This window comes from Blautia caccae, assembly GCF_040095955.1.
GTDB lineage: Bacteria > Bacillota > Clostridia > Lachnospirales > Lachnospiraceae > Blautia > Blautia celeris.
In genome coordinates this window covers 175,444-197,571 of the sequence record NZ_JBBMFP010000003.1, presented here as the reverse complement: position 1 = coordinate 197,571, position 22,128 = coordinate 175,444, and the positions used below count along the sequence as shown (strand labels likewise).

General features: G+C 46.7%; 21 protein-coding genes. 3 read left to right on the top strand and 18 right to left on the bottom strand.

The window, feature by feature from the left end; all coding sequences use genetic code 11:
• Window positions 1–105: 105 nt before the first annotated feature.
• The 7 genes from WMO65_RS04425 to WMO65_RS04395 form a co-directional block, all read right to left on the bottom strand.
• Entirely contained in the window at window positions 106–531 is a 426-nt protein-coding gene (locus WMO65_RS04425; RefSeq protein WP_033141095.1) for an EamA family transporter, read from the bottom strand.
• 283 nt (window positions 532–814) lie between these two features.
• Window positions 815–1,753 (bottom strand): sugar phosphate isomerase/epimerase family protein, encoded by a 939-nt coding sequence (locus WMO65_RS04420; protein ID WP_033141094.1) that lies wholly within the window; start codon window positions 1,751–1,753, stop codon window positions 815–817.
• A gap of 21 nt (window positions 1,754–1,774) precedes the next feature.
• Complete coding sequence (locus tag WMO65_RS04415; protein ID WP_033141093.1) at window positions 1,775–2,782, bottom strand: Gfo/Idh/MocA family protein; 1,008 nt, start codon at window positions 2,780–2,782, stop codon at window positions 1,775–1,777.
• A 37-nt stretch (window positions 2,783–2,819) separates the two neighbouring features.
• The gene (locus tag WMO65_RS04410; protein ID WP_033141092.1) at window positions 2,820–4,229 is read right to left on the bottom strand and encodes an MFS transporter; all 1,410 of its coding nucleotides are present in this window, start codon (window positions 4,227–4,229) and stop codon (window positions 2,820–2,822) included.
• A gap of 417 nt (window positions 4,230–4,646) precedes the next feature.
• Window positions 4,647–5,453 (bottom strand): AraC family transcriptional regulator, encoded by an 807-nt coding sequence (locus WMO65_RS04405; RefSeq protein WP_033141091.1) that lies wholly within the window; start codon window positions 5,451–5,453, stop codon window positions 4,647–4,649.
• A gap of 73 nt (window positions 5,454–5,526) precedes the next feature.
• On the bottom strand, window positions 5,527–6,387 hold the full coding sequence (locus WMO65_RS04400; RefSeq protein ID WP_148392616.1) for a class II fructose-bisphosphate aldolase: 861 nt from the start codon (window positions 6,385–6,387) through the stop codon (window positions 5,527–5,529).
• Between the two features lie 12 nt (window positions 6,388–6,399).
• Window positions 6,400–7,533: a carbohydrate kinase family protein gene (locus tag WMO65_RS04395; RefSeq protein ID WP_148392617.1), complete on the bottom strand. Its 1,134-nt coding sequence runs from the start codon at window positions 7,531–7,533 to the stop codon at window positions 6,400–6,402.
• 358 nt (window positions 7,534–7,891) lie between these two features.
• Between WMO65_RS04395 and WMO65_RS04390 the strand changes: the two genes are divergently transcribed.
• The gene (locus tag WMO65_RS04390; RefSeq protein WP_148392618.1) at window positions 7,892–8,872 is read left to right on the top strand and encodes an AraC family transcriptional regulator; all 981 of its coding nucleotides are present in this window, start codon (window positions 7,892–7,894) and stop codon (window positions 8,870–8,872) included.
• A 29-nt stretch (window positions 8,873–8,901) separates the two neighbouring features.
• On the opposite strand, the gene WMO65_RS04385 is transcribed toward WMO65_RS04390, so the two are convergent.
• The 5 genes from WMO65_RS04385 to WMO65_RS04365 all read right to left on the bottom strand — a co-directional run bounded on the left by WMO65_RS04385 (window position 8,902) and on the right by WMO65_RS04365 (window position 13,631).
• On the bottom strand, window positions 8,902–9,486 hold the full coding sequence (locus WMO65_RS04385; protein WP_148392619.1) for a flavodoxin family protein: 585 nt from the start codon (window positions 9,484–9,486) through the stop codon (window positions 8,902–8,904).
• Between the two features lie 75 nt (window positions 9,487–9,561).
• Window positions 9,562–10,236 (bottom strand): DUF5680 domain-containing protein, encoded by a 675-nt coding sequence (locus WMO65_RS04380; RefSeq protein ID WP_033141116.1) that lies wholly within the window; start codon window positions 10,234–10,236, stop codon window positions 9,562–9,564.
• A 277-nt stretch (window positions 10,237–10,513) separates the two neighbouring features.
• Window positions 10,514–10,783 carry an acylphosphatase gene (locus WMO65_RS04375; RefSeq protein ID WP_033141088.1) on the bottom strand — a complete coding sequence of 90 codons (270 nt, stop codon included), beginning with the start codon at window positions 10,781–10,783 and terminating at the stop codon, window positions 10,514–10,516.
• 257 nt (window positions 10,784–11,040) lie between these two features.
• A complete protein-coding gene (locus WMO65_RS04370; RefSeq protein WP_033141086.1) occupies window positions 11,041–12,033 on the bottom strand; it encodes an ornithine cyclodeaminase family protein in 993 nt (330 codons plus the stop codon).
• A gap of 23 nt (window positions 12,034–12,056) precedes the next feature.
• The gene (locus WMO65_RS04365; protein ID WP_033141085.1) at window positions 12,057–13,631 is read right to left on the bottom strand and encodes a BCCT family transporter; all 1,575 of its coding nucleotides are present in this window, start codon (window positions 13,629–13,631) and stop codon (window positions 12,057–12,059) included.
• Between the two features lie 272 nt (window positions 13,632–13,903).
• On the opposite strand from WMO65_RS04365, the gene WMO65_RS04360 reads away from it, so the two are divergent.
• Complete coding sequence (locus tag WMO65_RS04360) at window positions 13,904–14,836, top strand: LysR family transcriptional regulator (RefSeq protein WP_118743299.1); 933 nt, start codon at window positions 13,904–13,906, stop codon at window positions 14,834–14,836.
• A 53-nt stretch (window positions 14,837–14,889) separates the two neighbouring features.
• On the opposite strand, the gene WMO65_RS04355 is transcribed toward WMO65_RS04360, so the two are convergent.
• From WMO65_RS04355 to WMO65_RS04345, 3 genes are all read right to left on the bottom strand, one after another.
• A complete protein-coding gene (locus WMO65_RS04355) occupies window positions 14,890–16,230 on the bottom strand; it encodes a M56 family metallopeptidase (RefSeq protein ID WP_148392620.1) in 1,341 nt (446 codons plus the stop codon).
• A 1-nt stretch (window position 16,231) separates the two neighbouring features.
• Window positions 16,232–16,588 carry a BlaI/MecI/CopY family transcriptional regulator gene (locus WMO65_RS04350; RefSeq protein ID WP_225305376.1) on the bottom strand — a complete coding sequence of 119 codons (357 nt, stop codon included), beginning with the start codon at window positions 16,586–16,588 and terminating at the stop codon, window positions 16,232–16,234.
• Between the two features lie 77 nt (window positions 16,589–16,665).
• Window positions 16,666–17,583, bottom strand: a complete 918-nt coding sequence (locus WMO65_RS04345; protein ID WP_330641444.1) for a M14 family zinc carboxypeptidase — start codon at window positions 17,581–17,583, stop codon at window positions 16,666–16,668.
• 131 nt (window positions 17,584–17,714) lie between these two features.
• Here WMO65_RS04345 and WMO65_RS04340 point away from each other — a divergent pair, with 131 nt between their 5' ends.
• Window positions 17,715–18,545 (top strand): HAD family hydrolase, encoded by an 831-nt coding sequence (locus tag WMO65_RS04340; RefSeq protein WP_054352081.1) that lies wholly within the window; start codon window positions 17,715–17,717, stop codon window positions 18,543–18,545.
• 66 nt (window positions 18,546–18,611) lie between these two features.
• Here WMO65_RS04340 and WMO65_RS04335 read toward each other — a convergent pair whose 3' ends face one another.
• From WMO65_RS04335 to WMO65_RS04325, 3 genes are all read right to left on the bottom strand, one after another.
• Window positions 18,612–19,895 (bottom strand): adenylosuccinate synthase, encoded by a 1,284-nt coding sequence (locus WMO65_RS04335; RefSeq protein WP_033141082.1) that lies wholly within the window; start codon window positions 19,893–19,895, stop codon window positions 18,612–18,614.
• A 212-nt stretch (window positions 19,896–20,107) separates the two neighbouring features.
• Entirely contained in the window at window positions 20,108–21,490 is a 1,383-nt protein-coding gene (locus WMO65_RS04330; RefSeq protein ID WP_148392622.1) for a DUF4179 domain-containing protein, read from the bottom strand.
• A complete protein-coding gene (locus WMO65_RS04325) occupies window positions 21,484–21,966 on the bottom strand; it encodes an RNA polymerase sigma factor (protein ID WP_033141080.1) in 483 nt (160 codons plus the stop codon). Before WMO65_RS04325 ends, WMO65_RS04330 begins: the two co-directional genes overlap by 7 nt.
• Window positions 21,967–22,128: the final 162 nt, after the last annotated feature.

Below are 22,128 nucleotides of genomic sequence, written 5' to 3'. Positions count from 1 at the left end.
AGATTTGCTTCCGAATACAGGAAGAGCAGCGGGCTGTGCTCATCGAATTGAGGCCAAATATACAGCAAGGCGGCACGTGCACGCCTTTTTGCAAGGCATGCACGTTTATGTATTGAGCAGCAGCAGGCCGCCCAGACACAGCATGATTCCGCAGATTTGTTTTATACTTATCAGTTCTTTGTAAAAAATCACACCAACCAATATCAAAATAACTGCGAGGCCGATATTGGCGACCAAAGAACCGACGCTGACTTTCCATCCGGCCCTGTATATTGCAATATACCCAAATTCCAGCGCAACGACAGATGCCCCCAGGACAACAGATGCCCAGTTCAGTTTTTTTAACTCAACAAAATAATCCTTTCCGGCTGACGTCAGAAAAAACATGCCTATGGACAAAAGCGCACCTACCAGATATGTGATAGAAAGTGATACAAATGAATTTGCCTCTGCAGGCGTTGATTTGGCGCAGATGTTATAGACCGTGTTGGAGCCGATCACCAAAAGAATCGGCCAGATGTAATTCCACATACTTGTCTCCTCCTCTCTGATTCCTGAACACTATCATGTACCGTACCAAAGGCCGGCAATATACTGTATATAACAGGCGGTATATGCAGACCTTCACTGTAAATATCAGGCTTTTTCAAATAAAAAAACCGCAAACTAATGACCTTAGTTTGCGGTAGGTGTCCACCCAATTTTTATTTTACGTCAAATTCTCTTATCCGTCAAATGTTTTTATCTCAATCTTTTCTTCTCAGGCAAACCACAAGAACCTGATTCTGTTTTCTTCCTGCCCATCCTCTGTGTTTTACAGACTGATGGTCTGTTTCAATGCATCAATGGATGTGAGAACGCCTGCCTCGGTGCTCATAGTCAGGTCTTCCATTTCCAGGGAAACGTATCCGTCATATCCCATCATGCGGCATACAGAGAAGAATTCCTTCCACCACTGCAGGTCTTTTCCGCATCCCACTGCCACATAATTCCAGGTACGGTCTGCCACCTCTGTGACAGCTTTCCACTCAGGCAGTCCGTTGATCTCGGCAAGTCCTCTCTCAATTCTGGCATCCTTGCCGTGCAGATGGTAGATTGCCCCCTTCAGTGCCCTGGCAGAGGCAATGGGGTCTGCCCCCAGGGCGATCAGATGGGATGGGTCCAGGTTGATTCCGATAATAGGATCCACTGCATTTCTCAGTGTCCAGAGTGTTTCTGGATTGTACACCATCTGACAGGGGAATTCCTCTATGGCTACCTGCTCGATACCGTATTTTTTACAATGTACGGTAAATTCCTTCCACCAGGCAATGGTTGTTTTCCACTGGTACTCCACCGTGGGCTGCATATAAGCTGTCATTGTGACGCTGGAGGTGATCCAGTTCGGTGTAGTATCGTGTTCGCTGCCTGCAGGAAGTCCTGACATGCAGACAATTTTCTTTACGCCCAGTTTACTGGCAAGCACAACACAGTCATACATGGAATCAGAATATTCCCTTCCCAGTTCACAGGGCCAGAGCTGGTTGCAGGAGGTGTTCAGCGCTGCAATCTCCATTCCGCGTTTTTCCAATTCCGCTTTATAGGCAGCAAGTTTATTGTCATCCTCCAGCAGTTCTTTTGTGGGACAGTGTGTCCTGGCTCCCCACCCTCCGGCTGTCATCTCCACCGCATCAATCCCCAGGGATTTTACCTTATCCAACATTTCCGTGTAACTCAGTTCTGCAAATACATCTGTGCAAATAGAAAGTTTCATGTTCATTTCCTCCGTCTTAGATTACTTTTTATAAAATTCCGGCATTTCTTCGTATTCAATGTTCACCACGGTCTGTGTGTCGCGGGCTTTGGAAGCTGCCTTCGCTGTCACCTGTCCCACATAACCGTCCCAGGCGCTTGGACCGTCAACTCTTCCTTCCCGGCATGCATTGATCCATTCCTGGAATTCAATATTGTACGCGTCGATAAAACGCTCTGACCAGTCATGACAGATAGGTGTGATGCGGGAATCATTGCTTCTCACCATAGTGTTGGCCGGCTCAGGCAGGTTCAGGGAACCCTCCTCGCAGACAACCTCACACTTGATATCATATCCGTACCGGCAGTTTACAAAAGACTCCACGTCAATGCGAACCCCTGATTCCGTGGTCAGATACATGATCTGCGGGTCGCGCAGTTCTCCCTCCGCGTTGCGTGTTGTCTTTGGAAATACTACCTCTGCTGTTTTATAATTCTCTCCCAGCAGCCAGCGAAGCACGTCTATCTCATGGATCATGGAGTTCTCCACCGGCATGGATGTGGTGAATCCCGGTGCGTCGTAGTTCCTGTGTGCACAGTGCAGCATCAGAGGCAGACCGTATTTTCCGGAGTCGATCAGCGCTTTTAACTGGCGGTATCCCGGGTCATAGCGGCGCATAAAACCAACCTGCACCAATTGTTTTTTACCTGCCATCTCCGCTTCCACAATACGTCTGCAGGCATCCGCCTCCGGTGCCAGCGGCTTTTCACAGAACACGTATTTACCTGCTTTGATGGCCGCCGTCACATACTGCTCATGGAAGGGGTCAAGCGTGGTGACGATCACCGCGTCCACTGCATCAGATGCGATCATTTCCTCTCCGCTGTCATATGCCTGAATGCCGTATTTCTCAGCTACAGATCTGCAGAAGTCCATATTCACATCTGCACATGCCACAACCTTCGCTCCCTGGAGTCTGGTGTTGATCCGCTCAATGTGTGAGCGTCCGATCGCACCTGTTCCTACTAATCCAATTCTCAATTCTTCCATTTTTTTATTCTCCTTTATCTTTGATTGATTGAATTTGTTACATTTCTCCCCGCAGCTCCCGCTCTGCCAGTTCCTTCATAATTCGGGGATAAATCTTATCCAGTTTATAGAAAATAAGGACAACCACTGCAATGACCCAGATAAATGTGGTTCCGTATTTGTAAATACTCATGATCATGGCCTTTGCCGTTTCCGGCTGCACAGCGCCGCCTGTGGAGGAACTGATGTAGCCGCTGGCATTTAATAAGCCGCTGATGATAGCGCTTGTCAGGCCTACTCCCAGTTTGAATCCCAGAGATCCGCCGCCAAAGACAAGGCTTTCCTGGCGGATATGGCTCTTCCACTGTCCATACTCAATGACATCTCCCATCATGCCGAAGACAACCGCAGTAAGGGGTGCCTCCCCCAGCGCTCTTACAATGGTAGTTCCCATTGCCAGGCCAAAACTGTGAGGGTTCATAAAGAATACCATCTGTGCCGCCACTGCCAGAACGCATCCGGCCAGAGACAGATCCCTTTTGTTGAATTTCTTCAGAAGTACAGGGCAGATCAGTGCCCCTGCGATCAGTGTGACGGCCTCTGCCATGTACAGTGTGCTGTACATCCAACTGTCATTTCCGAAAATATATTTGCAGTAATAAGGCAGTACAGCTCCCACAAGTGTCTGGTGCACACAGGTGATAGTCCAGAGGATCAGCGTTGCCCAGAAATAAATATTTCCCACAAGAGCCTTTACATTTTTACCGAAGGACGCCTTCGGTGTTTCTTTCTTTACTTCAATATGTACGTGTTCTTTACAATTTGCAAAACAGATAAGCAGCATGACAAACGCGATCACACACCACAGCATCATGGCTTTCACCCAGGCTGCCTGTGTATCTCCGAATAATTTCACCACCGGCATGGTGAAAGTTACTGCAATGAGCCTTCCCACCGGAGCCATGGACATGCGCACAATGGAAAGCAGGTCCCTCTCGTGAGATGACCTTGTCATCATGGTGGACAGTGTTCCGTATGGCACATTAATGGCTGTGTAGCACACCGTGGTGCACAGATTATATGTGACAAAAATGTACCAGAACTGTATCGTCTCGTTCGTCTGGGGGACCGTAAACATAGCTATGGCACAGAGCACATAGGGAACCGCCATCCACAAAAGCCACGGCCTTGATTTCCCCCATTTTGATTTTGTTTTCCCTACAATGACTCCCATGATAATGTCTGAGGAGCCGTCAAATACTCTTGATATCAGCATGACCAACCCCACTGTCGCTATGGGGATTCCCGCATAATCTGTGTAAAACAAAGTCAGCAGAGCATTGATCATGCCGCAGACGATATTACATGCTGTATCTCCGCATCCGTATGCTATCCTGTTTCCCCAATTTAGTTTGACAACTCCGCTCACTGCGGCTGTCTGTCTTTCTCCTGTTATTTCTCTGTTCATAATCACCTCTCCTGTTTTTCATTTTTTCACCGAAAATTATATAAAATTGCCTTCTGTTTTTTTCTGTTCCAACCTATCTTCAGGTTCTGATATCTGTGTCATAAGCTTTCTGCTACTTTGCCGTATTATAGCTCTTTTTTCATCACCTCCATGTCTATTATGACCAGTATTTCCCTGTTTTTGCTATATTTGCGTTGCCCGTTCATGAACTTTAACTATATTAATCATATCAAATCCGGCTAAAATCCGTTATTATTTTCTTGCTGTATTTCCTGCCTTTTTTCGCCCTCTATGAGATTTTGTTATAAAATCTTGCAAATATGTTAAAAAAAAGACATCCATTGCCCGCACCGGAATCATGATTCATGAAAATGATTCTGACACGGACAATGGATGTCCTGTTATTATAAACTGCTTTCATTTAAAATGGCTGCGAAACTCTTTTGGGGAGATTCCCACATATTTTTTGAACATAGCGCTGAAATGACAGCTGCTGCCAAACCCAAGCCGTTCCTCTATCATATGGATGGGAATGTGGGTATCCATCAGCAACGTCTGCGCCTCCCCGATCCTGCGGTGTATCACGTACTGCATGGGTGACACTCCTGTCTCTCTCTTATATATATGCGAAATGCTGGAGGGGCTGATGTAAAATCTGTCACTGAGTTCTTTCAAAGTCAGCGGTTCTGTGTAATGTCTGTCAATATAGTCTGTGATCTGCCGCACCAAAAATTCCTTTTTCTGGTCCTCCACCTCCCTGCCGCTGTCCTTGTACTGCTCCAGGCGTTCCTTTACAAGAAGGTACACCGCCTGGGCCAGATGCTGACAAACGTCTTTTTTATACATATTTTCTGTGAACAGCTCATGCATGGTACGCATGAGACATCCCATATGCCCTGCAGCGTTCCCCATAGCAAGTACCGGTTTATATCTGGAATCCATCAGACAATTTTCCGGAAGTCCGGGAATCATCACCTGCGAAAGCGCACAGCAGTATGTCTGGATCTCATGTTTTTGAAAAGGGGCCTCCCCGTGTATCATGCCGGCATTGCAGATCACTACATCCCCGGCAGATACCGCATATTCCCTTTTTCCCACAATATACCGCCCTTCCCCGCTGTCAATGTACAGAATTTCCAGTACATCGGGATGCTTGTGCAGCATATGAGCGTGATTCTGGCTGTAGTTTACATCTACAAAGTATGTTTGCATCAATTTTGGCATAGTGGTCATCCTTTACGCTTCTATATGTGTTAAGGTAAATATACTATGCCTCCAAAGCAAATACAAGTAAGAATCAGACTTCCCGGCTTCTGTTTTCCGACCCGAAAATCTTCATCTTCACCTTTGCCGCCGCTGCCACGGCTTCCACCTGATAGGGAATGATGTCTGTCAGGCAGGTTTTTCCCTCTTTCCATGCCTGCTCTGCCGCTTTTGCCGCCGCAATATTGATATCCGTGAAGATATTTACTTTGCTGATCCCGCAGCCAATTGATTTTTTAAAGTCCTCCTCCGACAGCCCGGAACCTCCGTGGAGCACCAGAGGGACATGCACCATATCCGCAATTGTCCGGATTCTTTCAAAATCCAGCTTTGGTTTGAATTTGTAAGCTCCGTGGGCCGTCCCAACGGCTATGGCAAGGGCATCCGCCTGTGTTTTCTCTATAAAATCCTTTGCCTGGGCCGGATCTGTATAGTATGCTTCCGGCATTTCCGCCTCCCGGCCTCCTGCCTCCTGGTTATCCCCCACATGCCCCAGTTCAGCCTCCACAGTTGCACCGAAGCAGTGGGCAATCTTTGCAAGCTCCGCAACCTTTCTCACATTTTCTTCATAGCTGTCCGTGGAGCAGTCATACATAACCGAAGTGAATCCCAGCTTCAGCGCCTCCATGCATTTCTCAAATGTAAGTCCGTGGTCATAATGGACCACAACAGGGACTGATGCTCTATCTGCCATGGAAACGATCAGTGGTGCCAGATCCTCCAGCGGCCCGCTGGGAAGCAGAATCTCCGCTGTACCGATGATAACCGGGGACCTGAGTTCCTCCGCAGCCCTCAGCACACCTCTTGCCAGTTCCAGATTCACGGTATTGAACAGACCCACCCCATAGCCATTCTGCCTGGCCGGAAGTAATACCTCATTTAAATTTTCTAACATTTTCCATGCTCCTTATCTTCTGAAATTCTGTTTTTTCCATCCCTTTTCAATCCTGGACGCCAGTTCCTTAAGCGGCCGGATTCCGCCCAGTGCGTCATAAGCCTCCACACAGGAGGCCCCTTCTGCCGCTGCCAGATGGATACACATTTCAAAAGGATACCCCTCAAGCATAGCTGTCAAAAATGCCGCAATGGTGGTGTCGCCCGCACCTGTACCTGACAGCACCCTCTCTGGCTGATAGCTGGCCTCAAATCCCTCTCTGTCCGACCAGTCCTCTGCAGAGATCCCAAGGGCTGTCTCCAGTCCTTCCAGACGTTTTACTTCTGTGGTCCTGTAATACAGGCCGGGAGCTCCGCATTTCAGCAGAAGGACCTTTGCCCCTAATTCCATGCACTTATCTGCCAGAGGCCTGATATCTCTCTGAACATCCAGGGAGAAAGAAATGTCTTCATCCCCTGCTTTGGTCTTCCAAGCCTCATATCTGTCCCGGTCCAGCATAAAGCAGAGTTCTTCGATACTGGGCACAAAAAAGTCTACATACGGCAGCACCCGGCTTAGAATCTCCTTCCAGTCCGCCGCTCCTGCATCTGACTCCCCGTCCACAAAAGCCAGATCAAGGGAAGTTGCCGTCCCCTGGGCTTTCATATATTTCATCATCCGCACCAGTTCGCTTCCGGTGTCCTCATACATTTTCTTCATCAGCGGGGGATAGCCGAAGTGGAACAGGTCTGTCCCCAAAAGCTTTTCCTTCGGCAGATCTTCAAAGGAAAAAGTGTGGTTGCACCCCGGGTCATGAAGAAATATCCTGTCTATACCCGGAAGTGCAAGGACCACCGAATAGGAGGTATTCTGCCCTTCCTGCACAATGATTCCGGAATCTGCGCCCTGTGCGGCATAAATATCGGAAATGATCTTTCCGAATTCATCGCTGCCTGTCTTTGCCATGAGACATACATCTGCCCCCAGCATTTTCATTGCCATACCCGTGTTGGATACCGCACCTCCTGCATGGATATCAACACCCTCCATCTGTATCAGCTTTCCCGGCGACAGGATATTTCCTAATTTCGCTGCCTGCTGATTCTGAGGAAAGAGAGGGGTAATATCCAGACAGGCATGTCCTGCTACAATTACTTTTTTACCCATACGATCACCCTTTTTCTGAACTGTCACGTTTACTTTTGCTCTCGCCGTAAAACGAAAAGTCTGCATTTTCTGCGCAGAAAATTTCTTTATAAACTATCTTCAGTTTAATCGTTTTTTCTCTGCGGGGCATTTCCATGTTTGTGAAAATACGGCGATTATCCTGCGCTGGTTGATTTCTTGGCTGCAAGGCTTATTTTATGGGAAGTTCAGCTAATTATCCGTTCCACAGGCTCGATTTATTTGCTGTTTATCAACGATTAGTTTGTTGTTTTCGTGAATATCTTGAGACAGTTCTTGCCTCTTTTCTGAAATGACATTAGAATAGAAAATAAGAAATTATGAGAAGGCAGTGACGGAAATGGATAAAGAATTTGAATTGATCGCACACCCGCAGATCCACGCGTTCAGTGCTATACTGGTACGCCTTTTTTCCCGTGCGCCGCACGCACACAGGGAGATGGAAATCGGGCTTGTTCTTGACGGAAAAGTGGAATTTACAGTAAACGGAAATGCAAACCAGCTTCACAGCGGTGACATGTATCTGCTGAACCCCATGGACCTCCATGAGATACGCGGACTGGATGGCAGCGCCCTGATCCTCGCCATTCAGATGTCCCGGCAGCTTGTCACATCCTATTTTCAGCACGATGAAAATACATGTTTTCTGGAGAACTGTGTGCGCCCCTTCTTCTCCCGGCATGAGACACGCTACGAAATTATGAATGGTCTGCTTATTGAGCTGGCCTACAATTATTTCGGGCAGTTTGCCAATTATGAATATAAATGCATGAGTCTGCTGAATATGATTCTGTACAGCCTCCACACCTATGTTCCCGAGAAAATATATACAGACGCAGAGATGACAGCCCGCAGGCACAGGCAGGAACGCATGAGCCGCATTACAGACTATATAGAAAAAAATTTCCGGCAGAAACTGCTGCTGAAGGACATTGCAGAGCACGAAAATCTGTCGCTGACCTATCTGTCACATCTGTTCCGCGATGAATTAAACCTGTCCTTTCAGGAATATCTGAATCTGAAACGTTTTGAATACGCCTGCCGTCTTCTGCAGAATACAGATAAAAAGGTGCTCACCGTGAGTATTGAGAGCGGTTTTTCTGATGTCAGATATTTAAATCAGCTCTGCCAGAAATATTACGGCTGCCCCGCCTCCGAACTGCGCCAGAAACGGCCGGGACCTGCCCGCGCGGACAGGCAGGCTGCTTCCAATACACAGAATATCTTTACAGCCGGGGACAGTATGCTGCTTCTGCATACGCTGCGGGAGAGCTGCAGGGAAAAATACGGGGATTATACGATATGGGAATTTTATGGGTAAGCGGATACTGTAATAGAACGGCGTTTCTATTACTCCTTGTAGATATTTTTTCCAAACTCATATGCCTTCTGCAGATGATCTGTTTTGTCAATCTGCGGCCTGCCGTTTGTATCTCCGCATCCGCCTGCAAGCAGCATGCCTTTGTCCTTGAAACCCATGTAATTGATGACGGCAAACTTATAGTATGACACAGCCTGCTCATATGTCCAGAAAAAATCATCTGCCGATGTCATCAGTAAAGCAGCATCTTTTACCGGATATCTTTCATACCGGCCATAGGGAGGATTCGGGTCCTCCTCTGCTATGCAGTAGAATCTTTCTATAAATGCCTTTAATTTAGAGGATATTGTCCAGAAAAAAAGCGGTGATGCGAAAACAAGCAGATCCGCTTCTTTTATTTTGGGGACTATTTTGTTGAAATCATCCTTTTGTATACAGGGTTTCCCGTAGCGGCATGCATTGCAGCCGATACAGCCTTTTACCTCGAACTTGTTCAAGGATATTTTTTCTGTTTTATGGCCTGCTTCTAAAGCTCCTTTTAGGAAGGCATCTGCCAGTTGGCTGGTATTTCCGTTCGGACGCCCGCCGCCCTGGATTACTAATATATTTTTCATAGATATCACCTCTTGATATTCTGATTCTGGTTCGTCTTTGTGTGTTGCCAGATACCGTAGACACAAGTCGGCGGTTTACCTGACTTTTCCACCATGGAAATAACATTCATATACTCTCTTGCTGCTATAAAAAATTTCTTCATATCCTTGAAACCATAGAAATTCTCCCTGAACTCTGCAATGATAACCATATTCCCCTTTTCTGTAAATATTCGGTCCCCTGTAAGGCATATTTGCATCTGCATGATACAATGCTTCTTTCAAAAAATCACCGCAAAATTCTTCTCCTAGAACCCTGCCTGTATAATTCATACACCACACAGGGACAGAACTTTTCCAGACTGCTTCCTCACCAGAAAAGCATTCACCGCCAATATATGAGTCATAATAAAAGAACTCTTTCTCACTGTATTCTAAGTCATGGGCAGCAGTTTTTGATGGCTCCACTTCTTTTCCGTTTCCGGCATATGTATTTTTCTTTGCCCTTATTAAAAACTCAATCAGGTTGTCTATATTCCTGTCTGTACTGTTAACCAGGGTAATATTGCAGTCATCATCCTCTTTCACAATTCTGTCAATTGGAATTCCATATAATCCGCTTAATAAAACCATCCCGGATATTTCCGGTATTACCTGTCCTGATTCCCATTTTCCAATTGTCTGTCTTGAAACACCTATTTTATAAGCCAGTTCTTCCTGTGAATATCCGTTTTTCTTTCGCAGTACCTGTAGTTTCTCATATAATTTCATACTTATCACCTCGTTTTTATTATAAAGGGATTGCCTATGGAAATCTACCAGCCCGCCTTTGCAAATATGACCATTAAAGTGTACATTCTCCGCATGCCCCTGGCGAAAATAAAAAAACAAGTGAATCTATGCCCATACTTCGTCCTCCATGCAAAAAAGTCCCCAAAGGTGGGTTTTCGCCTTTGAGAACCTTTTTCCGACTTTTATTTTTCTATATCTTAGACCCATTTTTCCTGTTGTCAACATTTTACTGCAGGCTCTTAGAAAATATCCGATTTTAGCCCTTAACTTGAAAACTATTCTCCTCTACCACAGGAACCTCTTTTGCTTCAACACCCTCAATCCTTATAAAATTCCCCATGGACAGGCGGTCCAGAAAATTGGCTATCTCTTCCTCTCCGCCCTGAAGCTCAAGCTCCACGCATCCGTCCCAGGTGTTCTTCACCCAGCCTGTCAGCTGCAGCAGCCTCGCCAAATGCTGTGCCCGGTATCTAAGCCCCACCCCCTGTACCATACCGGTCAGTATAAAATGCTTTCTAATCTTCATCTTTTACGCCCCATTTCTCCCTATTTCTTTCCATTGCCTTCCGGTTATTATAAAACCGGAATGGCTGCAGCACCTGCGCTGCCGTTTTATTCAAGGATTCTTCCATCCCTCTTTCATAGACGGGAAGAATTGTACAACTTGAATTATACCACTTTCTGTAATGTCTGCAACTGTCTTTTTTCATATACCTTTTTCTTTAAAAACCGCCCTGCGGCCGGACAATTTTGTCTGCCGCAGGGCGGTTCAAAGAGGGTGCTCTATCTGTATTTCAATGTGGTTCCGATTCCCATTTTTATAGCCTTTTCATATACTAACTGTCCCAGCGCAATATCATTTGTTGAGAGGCCCCTGTGCCAGAAAAGTATAGTCTCATCCTCTCTTTCTCTTCCCGGTTTTTTGCCTGCAACAATCTCACCCAGTTCGCCGTAGAGGGTGTCCTCACTGAGTTTTCCTGTCTCCACATGCCTGCGCAGGCTTCCCAGAATACCGCCTTTGCACTGTCCCCAGTCATCCACTACGATTTTGTCCATCACATCTGTCAGGGACAGCTCCACAGCACTGACGGTTCCGTAGGGAACCACAAAATTTCCCGGCTGTACCCACTCTGTTTTCAGCAGAGGTGTCGGCTCCATCAGGCGTGTGGCCTCCACCATAATGTCAGCTCCCTTCAGACACTCCTCACTGTTTTCCGTCACCTTCACCTGTTTTCCCAGCTTCTTTGTAAGACGCCCGGCGAAGTCTTCCATGGACTCCCTTCTTCTGCTGTTCACACGGATTTCCTCAAAATCATATATGGAATCCAAAAGCACCACATTCCACCAGGCCGTTCCCCTGGCCCCCAGATGCCCCAATACTTTGTTTTCTTTCTTTGCCAGATATTTCGCACCGATGGCTGTCAGGGCGCCTGTCCGCATGGATGTGATCTCAGTCGCATCGATCACAGCTCTCGGGGCACCGGTTTTAGGATCATACAGATTCAGGAGGGCCATCTCAGAGGGCAGATTCTGCTTATAATTATAGACATAATCTCCGACTACCTTCACGCCTGCCACGTCCATGGGTTCAATATATCCTCTCAACACGTTAAAATGTCCGTGATATTCCGGATTAGGAATCAGATGCACCCGAGGCTCTATGACTGTCTTTTTGTTTCCCTGGGCCTCCAGACTCCGTTCCACGGCTCCCAATATTTCCTCATTCGTCAATTCCAGTTTCTCTATATCCATTGCATTTATATATAATAAGTCCATACGCACCTCCAAATATTCATAAACTACTCTTTCTTATCCTTTTTTAAATCCACGAAGAATGTCTTGATAAATGCGATCAGCTGCAGCAGAAAGACAAATAAAACCAGAAAACCTCCCACTGAAGCAAGCTGTTTCACACCGTCAATGCCCCGCACACCGCCTGCAACCGCGCCCATGATGATCGAGATAGAGCCAATCAGAATACCCCAAATCAGTTTCTGGGATTTCGGCGGTTCCTCCTCCATATTCTGTCCTTTGGTACAGATGGATGCAATGGTGCTGGTCATGGAATCTGCCGCGGTGGAGAAGGACAGCATAAGTGTGATCATGACAACAGGGATAATGATCACGCCAAGGCCCAGAGGCAGATGCTGCAAGAATGCCCATACACCTGCAGTAGCTCCGCTCTCCTTAATGACGCCAACCATGTCAACGACATTGTTCATCTGCCAGTTAAGACCGGTTCCGCCCCAGACGGAAAACCAGACAATACCGAACACAGACGGCATTACCCAGTTGATGATCATAAATTCCCGAACGGTTCTTCCGTAAGCTATCTTCCCAAGGAAAATCCCCATGATAGGCGCATAGGCAATCCAGGAACACCAGTCAGCCAGCGTCCACCATCTTGTCAGAGCCTCACCACCAACATCACCGGAGTCCAGTCCCCAGATAAAGAAATTGTTCAGCCATTCACCAAGACCTGATACGGAATTGCTGAGGATGATGGCCATAGGTCCTGTAATAAACAGGAATATCAAAAGTCCGTAAAAAATCTTACTGTTTAAGGAAGCCAGCCTGCGGATTCCCCTGTCCACGCCCAGAATAGCGGAACTTGTGAAAATCAGTGTTGCAATACCTCCCAGCAGCACCCAGATAAATGTGCTGTTTGGAATCTTATACACAACATTCAGACCTGAGATAACCAGGGCCAGGCCCGTTCCGAGTCCGGAAGCCATTCCCAGTGTGATCGCCAGGGAACACAGCGTATCCACAGTGTTCATCACAACCGGATGCTCTGCCTTTTTGCCAAATAACGGCTTCAGTGTGGAAGTCACAGAAAGCTTTTCTTTCTTGTTAAAATACATATAAGCAATGAGCAGACCGGACACTGCGTAAATGGCATAGGGCACAAAGGTCCAGTTGTAAAAACATCTGCCCAGGGCAAACCTGGCGGCCTCCTGGGTACCAGCCTGAATTCCCAGATTATCCAGCTCACCATATACATTTCCGTAATAGATCAGGGGCTCGTTGATTCCCCAGTTCACTATTCCCACAGCGATTCCGCCGGTGAGCGTCATGGCAAACCAGGTTCCGAATGGATATTTCGGTTTTGCATCTGCCCCGCCGATACGGATATCTCCCAGCTTTGAAAATGTGACGATCGCTATCACCAGCACAGAAATCACTGCCACGAGCTGGTACAGCCATCCGAATTTTCCCAGGGAAAATCCGAAGAATGCCTTTGCTCCTTTTGCCAGGCCCTCGTTATTGACAAATCCCACGGTTACCACCACTGCCATCACTGCAAATGCAGGAATAAACACGCCCTTACGCACCCGGCCTGCAGGCTCTTTCTTGTCTTTTGCTTCTTTCATCTTCTACCTCCCGATTCTTCTCCTCTTCTGTATTTCTATGTTTCGTTTTCGCAGAAACTTTCCCTCTGTTATCAGCTCCGAGAATCAAACTGCCCCCCTTTTAAACAACGCCTTTCTCATCTCCTTTATATATTGATTATTGTAATAACATATTTTTTAAATCCGGCCGAATTTCAATCATTATGGTCATAATAGCACTTGATTTTACTCTTGTAAAATACTAAAATATGGTTATGTTATGAGTTTTTTCAATAGTTAAAGGAGGATTTCACATGACGCTCCGCCACATGACCATATTTCTGGAAGTTGCATCCTGCAACAACATGAGTATTGCAGCCCAGAACCTGTATATCTCCCAATCCACAGTAAGCCTTGCTGTCTCTGAGATTGAGAAGACCTATAATGTCCGTCTCTTTGACCGCCTGAGCAAGCACCTGAGGCTCACGGAAGCCGGTATGCTGCTTCTGGATTATGCTTCCCGGATCATAACTCTGTACAAAGAAATGGAGTCCGCACTTCTCGGACTCCATCTGAAACAAATTCATATTGGCAGCACACTTGTGGCCGCCTCCTGCCTGCTGCAGGATATCATCCGCGCATACCACATCACCTGTCCTGATGTCAGTACACGCTTTACCATTGATGACTCCTATTTTATGGAAAAAAAGCTGGCTGCCGGGGAATTGGATGTCATGCTTACGGAGACAAAAGGGAGTCACAGCAGTCTTGTCTATACCTCCTTCCTGGATGACACGTTTATGGCTATATGCAGTCCAAAGCATCCCTATGCAAAGCGGAAAAATCTGTCTATTGTAGATTTTGAAAATGAATTATTTCTGCTTCGTGAGGAGGGAAACAGCACCCGGGCGGCCCTGGAACGGGCGCTCAGCAAACAGGGGATCACCCTTACAAAAAGTCATATATATCACAACATTGATGCTTTAAAAGAAGCCGTAGCACAAAATGAAGGGATTTCCATTATCTCCAAAATGCTGATCCGGGAGGAGCTTTCGGGCGGCAGGCTCCATGCCTGCCCGGTCACAGATCTGCCCATGAAACGTGTCTTCTATATCGCACAGAGAAAAGACAGAACCACTCTGCCCTATGTCAGGGAATTCATACGCCTGTGCCGGGAAACTCCCGGCAGACAGCCGGAAAGCGTACCGGTACAGGAGCAAAAAAAGGGTTCTCAGGAATATTCCTGAAAACCCTTATCTATATCATCTTTCATACGAATGAAACGGTCCCGCAGCCTCTTTTATCTCACACTCGCATTTTCTTCCTGAAGCAGTGATTGATCAACAGCTTCACTTGGTACCTCTGTGCCTGAAGAATAGTCCTCTGCCTCTGCAAGGTTATTTTCATTCATATTCCGTGTTTCTCCGTTCACTGACGCTTCTGCTTCCGTTGTTTCTCTTAAAATTATATCTTCCGCTTCCCCATAAGCACTTACTTCCGGAATTTCCTGTGCTTCTCCATAAGCATTTTCTTCCGGAATTTCTGTTATCTCTTCCACTGCACCATTTTCGGGGATTTCCTGTGTTTCTTCCGCATTCGATTGGGCCTTATTCTCTTCAATTTCTCTGGCCTCTTCTATCACATTCAACTGCGGCTTTTCCCTACTCTCTTTTGACTCTTCACTGCTTTTTACAATGGTTTCACCGTCACGCATTCCCGCAAAAATCTGGTTTGAAAATCCCAGCAGCAGCGCAAAGGAAAATACAATGCTCCCCATGAATATCTTCCCGGCGATTCCTGTTCTTTTGTTTGATTTTTTATAATTCATTATAGCGATCACTCTCCTCTTCAGACTTCCTGCTGACAACTGGGATGTCATCCGGCTGAGACGGCAGTACAGGCCCGCAAAAGCCACAAGTGTACCTGCATAGGCTGCCCTTCCGTCCTCTCCTATGCGCCGAAGCACCTCCTCGTCACAGGATAATTCCACTTCTCTAAGAAACGTAAAATAAAAAAACCACAGATACGGATGCTGCCAATAGGCACATAAAAGAAAAAGCGCCAGGAATTTCCACAGGTTGTCCCTTCTCTTGGCATGGATGAATTCATGCAAAACAATCTGTGTATATTTTTCCTCCTCCTCATCCTTCAGATAAGAGGGAATCAGTATTTTGGGCATGAAAAATCCCCAGGTCACCGGCGCACTTATGCGGTCACTCAGCAGAATCCTTCTTCTGTCCAGGCCCAGTTCTTCAAAACTCAGCTCCCGTGCGGCCTCTCCCGGCACCGGAACAGCCTCTCTTAAAATCCTGCTCTCACGGCAGTAGCGGATAAACAGTATAAAAAATATCGCACAGCCCACAGCGAATGCGGCCGCCATTCCCCACTTTACAAAGTGATAACTCTCTGCCACTTTCTGCGGAGACATCCTGGAAACGATTCCCATGGTCTGTGCTGAAACAGCACGCACCGGATATCTCTCCACCGCAAGCATCAAAGGCAGTGCCAGGATACCGATGCAGATGAAGATCCGGTCCATCCTGTACTTATCGCTGCTTCCGAACTTTTTTGAAGCCAGACGGAAAATGCTGAAGACAAGGCACATTACCGCAAGAACCACATTGATCTTTATAAATACCATGCTACCTCCGCTTCCTTTGAATCAGCGATTCAATCTCCTCCAGGTCTTCCTTCGTCAAATCCTGCTCCGCAAAGAACGCTGAGATAAAATTTTTCTTGGAACCTTTAAAGGTCCTGGAGATCAATTCGTTCACTTCATAGGATTCAAATTCATGCCTGTCGATCAGGGGCCTGCACCGAAATCCCGGCTCTGACCGCTGAACGGCTCCTTTTTCTATACATTTCTTGATGACTGTGTAAGTTGTATTCTTGTTCCAGCCGACTCTCTCACTCAGCACTTCAACGACTCTTTTTGCCGGTATCTCACCTTCTTCCCACAGGACTTCCATTACTTTCTGTTCTGATTCAAATAATTTCATAAGCATAACTCCTTTGGACTATTGCAATCGTCTACATATAGACTATTACAATAGTCCACATTTGTCAATGGTTTCTTTTAATCTTTTTTCTCTTCTATGATATCCAGCAGGATTTCTTCCCACACGCCTCTGTTCTCCCGGAGGATTCTCCGGTAGGCAGACTGCGGCAGGGGAGAATCCGCTCTGCCGATCTCTATAGTTAGACTGGGAATCCCCATCTTAAGCAGCGCCCAGTCCTTGTATCCCGCCGGGTCCAGTTCTTCATAATTGCCGTCCGGTTCATAGCCCGTGACAGCGGCAATGCGTTTTGCAAAGGTCTGGGTCCTTGATGCCAGCTCTCCCTGCTGTCCAAATGCCCAGTATATGACACCGCCGGAGGAGTGATAGCTGACTGTGCGGCAGAACAGTTCCTTTTTTGTAAGATTTACCAGTGCCTGCGCCTCTTTGGTGCTCTCCGGCGCAGTTCCCTTGTATTTTTCCCTGGAAGGCCTGCCGATCCCATCCACATACTCTTCCCACAGGGCATCAAAGTTCCGGTTCACATCCACGCCCTCCGCATTGGACTTCCAGCGGCGGAAATAAGATTTCCAGGGCATTCTGGCGCCGTCCTCGTCCGCAATCTCCCACACCTGTTCCCGGATTCCGGGAGACCGCATACCCTCGGCTCCGAACTGGCTCACTGTCACACCGTCCGGATTCGCCATGGGGATAATATGCAGAGCTCGGTCTCTCAACAGCTCGCTGTAAGAGTATCCCTTGTAGGTTCTGTCCTCATGAAGCAGATTCTCCACAAATTCCCCCAGCTGTTCCATGACAAGCTGAGTGGTCATATATTCTCTTCCATGGATTCCCGCAAAGATCAGAACCTTGTCAGCCGCGTTTTCATCCCCCATACGCACGTGATATAGTTTCCTGCCGTCCACCGTATCACCAACTGTTTTAACTTCCATAATTCCTTTGAAAATTTTGGAAAATATGTGCAAATCATTCTCCATTTCTCGGTAAGTGTAGCCTGAAAATTGGACAAATTGTCGATTTTCTCTTTGATTTCGGGCATTTATGCACATTGACGGATACCTCAAAACTCATTATAATTAAAGATATTCTATGGGAGGGAGAATAAGAAGTGAAGAAGCTGAAACAAATTGCTGCACTGGTTGGAGCCGTACTGCTGCTTGGCATGTACGTCCTGGCTTTTATTTTTTCTCTTTCGCACAGCCCAAATGCCGGTAATATGCTGCTGGCCGCAATCTACTGCACGGTACTTGTTCCCGTGTTTTTGTATGCCTGCCTGCTCGTATACCGCTACACAAGGCAGAAAAACGGTATTCCTAGGATAGATGCCAATTCCTCTGTGGATACCTTTATCTTTGACCTTGGAAATGTGCTGGTCCGTTATGACTGGAAATCATTTTTAAAAAGCATGAAGTACAGTGGGGAAACGATTCAGGCTGTGGGCGATGCTGTGTTTGACAGCCCTGACTGGGTGGATGCTGACCGTGGTGTGCGGAATGAAGAGGAAATTCTCCAGGCCTTTATTGATAATGACCCGGAATACGAAAAAGAAATACGCGAGACATTTGCCAAAATGAGCGGTGTCATACATACCTACTCTTACACAGTGGACTGGCTGAAATATCTGAAAAAAAGAGGGTACAAAATTTATTACCTGTCCAACTTTTCACAGCCGCTCTATGAACGCTGCAGGGAGGAAATGGCCTTTCTGGATCTGATGGACGGCGGCTACATGTCCTGGCAGGTAAAAATGCTGAAGCCGGAACCTGAATTCTATCAGAAACTGCTGAAAGATTTTCATATTAAACCTGAAAAAGCTGTATTTATTGACGATGTCCTGGAAAATGTGGCGGAAGCCCGCTCCCAGGGAATTAATGCTGTCCATTTTAAAGGTCGGAAAGAGACAATCCAAAAATTATTGGAAGAATACGATGTGCAGTAAAAATAAGTGCACCCAAAATAAGACAACGCTCCATTATAAAAACCAATGGAGCGTTGTCTTATTGTTTTATTTATTGCGGTAGATAATATCCTCACGGCTCGGACCATTGGAAACCATGGTGATGGGGAAGCCAATCTTCTCTTCCACAAATTCAATATATCTGCGGCAGTTTACGGGAAGGTCATCGTAGTTTTTGATGCCGCGGATGTCACAGTTCCAGCCCGGAAGCGTCTCCAGAACCGGTTTTGCCTTTTCCAGCCTGCCGGTTGTGGGGAATTCTGTTGTAATCTCACCGTCAATATCGTATGCCACGCACACCGGAATCTCCTCCAGATATCCAAGTACATCCAGGACCGTGAAAGCTACATCCGTAGTTCCCTGCATACGGCAGCCGTATTTAGATGCCACACAGTCAAACCATCCCATACGTCTCGGGCGTCCTGTGGTAGCACCGAACTCTCCGCCGTCTCCGCCGCGTCTTCTCAATTCATCTGCCTCATCGCCGAAGATTTCAGATACAAATGCGCCTGCACCTACTGCACTGGAGTATGCCTTGCAGACTGTGATGATCTTTTTGATCTCATATGGCGGAATCCCTGCACCAACTGCACCGTAGGCAGCCAGTGTGGAGGAAGAGGTTACCATGGGATAGATACCGTGATCCGGATCTTTCAGGGAACCTAACTGTCCTTCCAGAAGCACTTCCTTACCTTCTTTCAGAGCGTTCCACAGATACAGAGAAACGTCACACACATAAGGAGCAATCATCTCTTTATATTCCGCCAGCTCTTTCATGATGTCATCCGGGTTCAGAAGCGGTTTGTGGTATAAATGCTCCAAAGTCACATTCTTTGTCTCGCATACACGCTCCACTTTATCTCTCAGTGCCGCGTCATCATCGAAAAGCTCGCTGACCTGGAAACCGATCTTTGCATATTTATCAGAATAAAACGGTGCGATTCCAGACTTGGTGGAACCAAAAGATTTTCCTGCCAGGCGCTCTTCTTCATACTCATCGAACTTGATATGATAGGACATTACCATCTGCGCACGGTCAGAGACTTTGATCTTCGGTGCTGGTACACCCTTGTCCACAATAGACTGAATCTCTTTAAACAGTACCGGGATATTAAGCGCAACACCGTTTCCGATGACACTGGTTGTGTGGTCGTAGAACACACCGGACGGAAGAGTATGGAGCGCAAATTTTCCGTAATTGTTTACAATTGTGTGGCCCGCATTGGCACCGCCCTGGAATCTTACGATGATATCGGATTCCTGTGCGAGCATGTCAGTGATTTTGCCCTTACCTTCATCTCCCCAGTTAGCCCCTACTACTGCTTTTACCATTTTTCATTCCTCCTAATGAACTTTTTGTACCCATGTATCATACTACATTTCTTTTAAGAAATAAAGTTCTAATTTGTAAATTCGGACGAAAAATTGCGGATTTTCATGGGAAAGGAGCCGTTTTCCCCGCGTTTTGGCGACTGAAAACGGCTCCTGCATCCGGGCAGAATAAAAATTCCGATTCTCATTCTGCCGTTTTTTATCAAAAACTGTTAGTCAAAATGCACTTCTGCGGCAAATTTTGCCCTTTCATCCATCAATGTCTTGAATCCATCCTCATTTCTGGACCCCTTCAGCTCATCCATATATTCATCATAATCGCATAAATAAACATAGACGGTAGATGTGTCATGGTTTTTCACGGATACGGTATTTACACTTCCCCCTGTGACATCCATAACATTACCCTGGGCATCCAGGATCACCGGGAAATAATCTGCTCTTTTCGTTTTATCATCATATGACTCATTGACTGTGATCTCAAATGGAGTTTTGACAACAGATGCAATGCCTGCGCCATCCTCATTCATCTCATTCACTTCGGCAGTCTGTGTTCTGGAGTAGTCTGCGTTGATATCAAGCTCAAACTGCCAGGAGCCATCCATCCACCAGTTTTCATGGCTGTTGGGGAAGCTGTCCCAGCCGCCTTCGTCTTCCGCTTCTGTCATGACCCGGTTCCACTCTTCATCGGACATGGCTTCCAGTTCCTCCGCCGTGTACCCTGTACTGAAGGTATCGGGATCAGCCAAATCCCCTATGATCTGGCTGATGTCCAGATTCAGGGTGAACTGTTCCGGTATCTCTATTTTGGTGCTGTACTGATCCAGTACTTCCGCGTCAACTATAAATTCTTCCCCGTTTGCCTCAGCCTCTGCCTGCTTTGCCTGCAGCCCGCTGTCATCTGTATTCTTCATGTTCAGGTCTATACGCATAACCCCTGTGTAGGTATTTTTATCCAAAAACTCGCCTTCCAGATAGACAAGATCATTCTGTTCCTGAGGATTAAAGCTGTAATTTTCCTTCGTTTTCACACTGATCGATGGCTGTCCGTTCCCATCCAGACGGGTATCCTGAAATGGCTCTTCTGATTCTATGATAAGGGAAAGGTACAGGGCCGAGCCGCTGCAATAACTCTCAGACATGGTAACTGTAGTGCCGCCAACCGTTTGACGGAAGGCTCCCGCACCGGTATTTCCCTCATCGCCGCTGTCCTGCCCGCCGCCTTCCCGGTTTTGTGCTGCTTCCTTATCCAGTGGTTCTGCATAATCCTTGTAATCTTCCCCAAAAGAAAGCTGTCCTTCCATGCGCTCAAATATGTGCCCGATCAGCGGCAGATTGGAAGCCCATACCGGATTCTGATAGCAGGCTCCGATAAAGACTGCCATAGCGGCTGCGGCGGCTGTACAACCCACAACTGCTTTCTTCAGATGTCTGCCCCTGCGCTTTGTCTTCCTGTTCATTCGGATGATCTCGGCACCTGCCGGTGCCTTCTCCCCTACTTTTTTCTCTATCAGTTTCAAACTCTCCTCAAATCTGTCATGAAATTCCTTTGAAGGTACCGGTGCCCCGTCTTTCCATTTTCCCTGTTCTAACATAATGCTTCCTCCTTATCACCAAGACTTTTTCTTAGCTGATTTCTTCCCCTGTAAAGCCGTGTTTTCACTGTATTTTCCCTGGTCTCCAGCATCTCCGCGATCTCCGCAATGGAGAAACCTTCTATATAAAATAAGGTAACCGCAATGCGGAGGTCCTCCGGCAGATCATCTATGGCTGCATAGAGGTCTGTATACAGCTTGTCCTCCTTCCCCGGTGCGTTCTCCACATACTCCTCGTAGGGAACCAGACGTTTACTTCTGCGTTTCATTTGGTAGCACTCATGGATAAGAATACGTATCAGCCATGTTTTAAAGTATTTTTTTTCCTTCAGGGTATCTAATTTTTCAAAAGCCTTCAAAAGCGCTTCCTGTACCGCATCCGCACTGTCCGCATCATTCCTTAAAATGGACATTGCAACATGGTACAGGGTAGCTTCTGCGTCCCTGACGGCCTGTATAAATTCCTGCTGCTGCATGGGCTCCTCCTTTTTCTGTTTTATCTCTTTTGTTATCTATTAGATACCCGGGGTGATAAAAAGGTTCTGATAAAAATATTATAAATTGTTTGGGGGAAGGGCTGCAATATGAAAATCCACTTTTCTGTTTACTTCAGTGCCGGAACATGCTAAGATAATAAG

Excerpts from the sequence above, each read along its gene's own strand:
- WMO65_RS04325 (WP_033141080.1), bottom strand. The coding sequence starts at position 21,966 with ATGCAGCAGCAGGAATTTATACAGGCCGTCAGGGACGCAGAAGCTACC.
- WMO65_RS04390 (WP_148392618.1), top strand. The coding sequence starts at position 7,892 with ATGGATAAAGAATTTGAATTGATCGCACACCCGCAGATCCACGCGTTC.
- WMO65_RS04335 (WP_033141082.1), bottom strand. The coding sequence starts at position 19,895 with ATGGTAAAAGCAGTAGTAGGGGCTAACTGGGGAGATGAAGGTAAGGGC.
- WMO65_RS04410 (WP_033141092.1), bottom strand. The coding sequence starts at position 4,229 with ATGAACAGAGAAATAACAGGAGAAAGACAGACAGCCGCAGTGAGCGGA.
- WMO65_RS04355 (WP_148392620.1), bottom strand. The coding sequence starts at position 16,230 with ATGGTATTTATAAAGATCAATGTGGTTCTTGCGGTAATGTGCCTTGTC.
- WMO65_RS04330 (WP_148392622.1), bottom strand. The coding sequence starts at position 21,490 with ATGTTAGAACAGGGAAAATGGAAAGACGGGGCACCGGTACCTTCAAAG.
- WMO65_RS04360 (WP_118743299.1), top strand. The coding sequence starts at position 13,904 with ATGACGCTCCGCCACATGACCATATTTCTGGAAGTTGCATCCTGCAAC.
- WMO65_RS04415 (WP_033141093.1), bottom strand. The coding sequence starts at position 2,782 with ATGGAAGAATTGAGAATTGGATTAGTAGGAACAGGTGCGATCGGACGC.
- WMO65_RS04375 (WP_033141088.1), bottom strand. The coding sequence starts at position 10,783 with ATGAAGATTAGAAAGCATTTTATACTGACCGGTATGGTACAGGGGGTG.
- WMO65_RS04350 (WP_225305376.1), bottom strand. The coding sequence starts at position 16,588 with ATGAAATTATTTGAATCAGAACAGAAAGTAATGGAAGTCCTGTGGGAA.
- WMO65_RS04370 (WP_033141086.1), bottom strand. The coding sequence starts at position 12,033 with ATGGACTTATTATATATAAATGCAATGGATATAGAGAAACTGGAATTG.
- WMO65_RS04385 (WP_148392619.1), bottom strand. The coding sequence starts at position 9,486 with ATGAAAAATATATTAGTAATCCAGGGCGGCGGGCGTCCGAACGGAAAT.
- WMO65_RS04405 (WP_033141091.1), bottom strand. The coding sequence starts at position 5,453 with ATGCCAAAATTGATGCAAACATACTTTGTAGATGTAAACTACAGCCAG.
- WMO65_RS04345 (WP_330641444.1), bottom strand. The coding sequence starts at position 17,583 with ATGGAGAATGATTTGCACATATTTTCCAAAATTTTCAAAGGAATTATG.
- WMO65_RS04400 (WP_148392616.1), bottom strand. The coding sequence starts at position 6,387 with ATGTTAGAAAATTTAAATGAGGTATTACTTCCGGCCAGGCAGAATGGC.
- WMO65_RS04365 (WP_033141085.1), bottom strand. The coding sequence starts at position 13,631 with ATGAAAGAAGCAAAAGACAAGAAAGAGCCTGCAGGCCGGGTGCGTAAG.
- WMO65_RS04380 (WP_033141116.1), bottom strand. The coding sequence starts at position 10,236 with ATGAAATTATATGAGAAACTACAGGTACTGCGAAAGAAAAACGGATAT.
- WMO65_RS04425 (WP_033141095.1), bottom strand. The coding sequence starts at position 531 with ATGTGGAATTACATCTGGCCGATTCTTTTGGTGATCGGCTCCAACACG.
- WMO65_RS04420 (WP_033141094.1), bottom strand. The coding sequence starts at position 1,753 with ATGAAACTTTCTATTTGCACAGATGTATTTGCAGAACTGAGTTACACG.
- WMO65_RS04395 (WP_148392617.1), bottom strand. The coding sequence starts at position 7,533 with ATGGGTAAAAAAGTAATTGTAGCAGGACATGCCTGTCTGGATATTACC.